General features: G+C 38.9%; 3 protein-coding genes. All 3 read left to right on the top strand.

Features of this window, described 5'->3' with window-relative positions; genetic code table 11:
* The coding region (tuf, locus tag CP367_RS09580) for an elongation factor Tu (RefSeq protein ID WP_098043558.1) at nt 1-1025 on the top strand (1025 nt) is incomplete at its 5' end.
* A gap of 145 nt (nt 1026-1170) precedes the next feature.
* Nucleotides 1171-2502 (top strand): trigger factor, encoded by a 1332-nt coding sequence (tig, locus tag CP367_RS09575; RefSeq protein ID WP_089145757.1) that lies wholly within the window; start codon nt 1171-1173, stop codon nt 2500-2502.
* Between the two features lie 128 nt (nt 2503-2630).
* A partial coding sequence (locus tag CP367_RS09570; RefSeq protein ID WP_143469235.1) for a ClpX C4-type zinc finger protein occupies nt 2631-3186 on the top strand: 556 nt, incomplete at its 3' end.

The raw sequence follows: 3186 nt of genomic DNA, 5'->3' as shown, positions 1-3186 counted from the left end.
AAGAAAAGGAACGTGGTATTACTATTAATACCGCCCACGTAGAATACGAAACTGAAAATCGTCACTACGCTCACATGGACGCTCCAGGCCACGCCGACTACATCAAGAACATGATTACCGGTGCTGCACAAATGGATGGTGCTATCTTAGTTGTTGCTGCAACTGATGGTCCTATGCCACAAACTCGTGAACACATTTTGCTTGCTCGTCAAGTTGGTGTTAACTACATCGTTGTTTTCTTAAACAAGTGTGATTTAGTTGACGACCCAGAATTGATCGACTTAGTTGAAATGGAAGTTCGTGACTTGTTGACTGAATACGATTACCCTGGTGACGATATTCCAGTTGTTCGTGGTTCAGCTTTGAAGGCTTTACAAGGCGACAAGGAAGCTCAAGAACAAATTCTTAAGTTGATGGACGTCGTTGACGAATACATCCCAACTCCAGAACGTCAAACTGACAAGCCATTCTTAATGCCAGTTGAAGACGTATTTACTATCACTGGTCGTGGTACTGTTGCTTCAGGTCGTATTGACCGTGGTACTGTTAAGGTCGGTGACGAAGTTGAAATCGTTGGTTTGGTAGACAAGGTTCTTAAGTCAGTTGTTACTGGTTTGGAAATGTTCCACAAGACTCTTGACTTAGGTGAAGCCGGCGATAACGTTGGTGTATTGCTTCGTGGTATTGACCGTGACCAAGTTGTTCGTGGTCAAGTATTGGCTGCTCCAGGCTCAATTCAAACCCACAAGGAATTCAAGGGTCAAGTTTATATCTTGAAGAAGGAAGAAGGCGGCCGTCACACCCCATTCTTCTCAGACTACCGTCCACAATTCTACTTCCACACCACTGATATTACTGGTGAAATTGAATTGCCAGAAGGTACTGAAATGGTTATGCCTGGTGATAACACTGAATTTACTGTTAAGTTAATCAAGCCAGCTGCCATCGAAAAGGGTACTAAGTTCACCATCCGTGAAGGTGGTCGTACCGTTGGTGCCGGTCAGGTTACTGAAATCCTTGACTAATTTCTAACGATATAGTTAAAAAAGATGCACTTCTTCACAGGAGCGCATCTTTTTTCTTTTAAATTTGTTTTTTGCGGCCTTTTAAGGTAAGATAACTTAGTATGCAAGAAGCAAACTCAAATTTGACATTGGAGGTATTTAATTAATGTCTGTTAAATGGGAAAAGACCGGTAAGACAACCGGTGATCTTACTTTTGATATTTCACAAGATGAAATTAAATTTGGTTTAGACCAAGCTTTTAGAAGAGTAAAGAAAAACTTGCGTGTTCCTGGCTTTAGAAAGGGTCACGTATCACGTGTGATCTTTGATCAATATTACGGTGAAGAAGCATTATATGAAGATGCCTTAAATATTGTATTACCAAATGCATATTCTGCTGCTGTTAAAGAAGCAGGTATTAAGGCAGTTGGCCAACCACAAATTGTTCCTGTATCAATGGATAAGGACAAGGATTGGACTATGAAGGCTACTGTTACTGTAGAACCAGAAGTTAAGTTAGGTGACTACAAGGGTATCGAAGTTCCTAAGCAAAACACTCGTGTTTACCAAAAGGACATTGATGCTGAACTTGACAAGCGCCGTGAACAAAATGCAGAACTTGTTCTTAAGAAGGGTAAGGCTGAAAAGGGAGATACTGTTACTATCGATTACAAGGGTACTATCGACGACAAGCCATTCGAAGGCGGCTCAGCTGAAAACTACTCACTTGAATTAGGTTCAGGTGCATTTATTCCTGGCTTTGAAGATCAACTTGAAGGCCATGAAGCCGGCGATGATGTTGATGTAGTTGTAACTTTCCCTGAAGATTACGGTGCAAAGGATTTAGCTGGTAAAGAAGCACACTTTGCAACTAAGATTCACGAAGTTAAGTCAAAGCAACTTCCTAAGTTAGACGATGAATTTGCTAAGGACGTTGATGACTCTGTAGACACCCTTGATGACTTAAAGGAAAAGATCAAGAAGGACTTGAAGGAACAAAAGGAACAACAAGCAAACGACGCTATTCAAGAAGCTGCGATTGAAGGTGCTGTAAGCAACGCTACTATCGATGAAATTCCTGATGCTATGATTCAAGAAGATGTTGATACTCAATTGAACCAATACTTGGGTAATATGCAACGTCAAGGTATTGACCCACAAACTTACTACAAGTTGACTAATACCAACGAACAACAATTGCGTTCACAATTTGAAAAGAATGCAGCTGAAAGAGTTAAAACTAACTTAGTTCTTGAAGCTATTGTTGCTGCTGAAGACCTTAAGGCAACTAAGGAAGAAATTGATAAAGAAATCAAGGATCTTGCTTCAGAATACAACATGGATGAAAAGATGGTACGTAACACCTTATCAGATGACATGTTAGGCCACGACATTACTGTACGTAAGGCTATGGATCTTATTACTGATAATGCTAAGCAAGTTGCTAAGTCAAAGCTTGAAAACAAAGAAGACGATGACAAGAAGGAAAGCAAGTAATAGTAATATTTGCTAATTTCTCAAAAAGAGCGGCTATAGGCCGCTTTTTTTGCTGTTCGAGCTTAATATTTATCAATATTAGTTAATTTATGATAATCTGATTTTTGGTAGATATAGGAGGAAAAATAATGGCAAATCAGTTTACAGATCAAGAAGAGATTAAATGCGCTTTTTGTGGCAAAACTCAAGACCAAGTTAAGAAAATGATTGCCGGTAACGGTGTATATATTTGTAATGAATGTGTTGACTTGGCTAAAAAAATTATTGACGATGAATTACGAGCAGATTCACTTAAAGCAGCTCGTGAATTACCTAAGCCTGTTGAAATAAAAAAGGAACTTGATCAATATGTTATTGGTCAAGACCGTGCTAAAAAAGTCTTATCAGTTGCTGTATATAATCACTATAAGAGAATTAGCCAAATGGATGTTGATTCTTCAACTGAATTACAAAAATCAAATATTGCAATGATCGGACCAACTGGATCAGGTAAGACATATCTTGCTCAGACTTTGGCTCGTATTTTAAATGTCCCATTTGCAATTGCCGATGCAACTACCTTGACTGAAGCAGGGTATGTTGGTGAAGACGTTGAAAATATTTTGCTTAAGTTACTACAAAATGCTGATTATGATTTGGAACGTGCACAGCGTGGCATTATTTATATTGATGAAATTGATAAAA

The organism is Lactobacillus sp. UMNPBX16, from assembly GCF_002553775.1.
Taxonomy (GTDB): Bacteria; Bacillota; Bacilli; order Lactobacillales; family Lactobacillaceae; genus Lactobacillus; species Lactobacillus crispatus.
This window is presented reverse-complemented; position numbering and strand designations above follow the sequence as displayed.

Coding starts and splice junctions, on each gene's coding strand:
- tig (WP_089145757.1), top strand. CDS start 1,171: ATGTCTGTTAAATGGGAAAAGACCGGTAAGACAACCGGTGATCTTACT.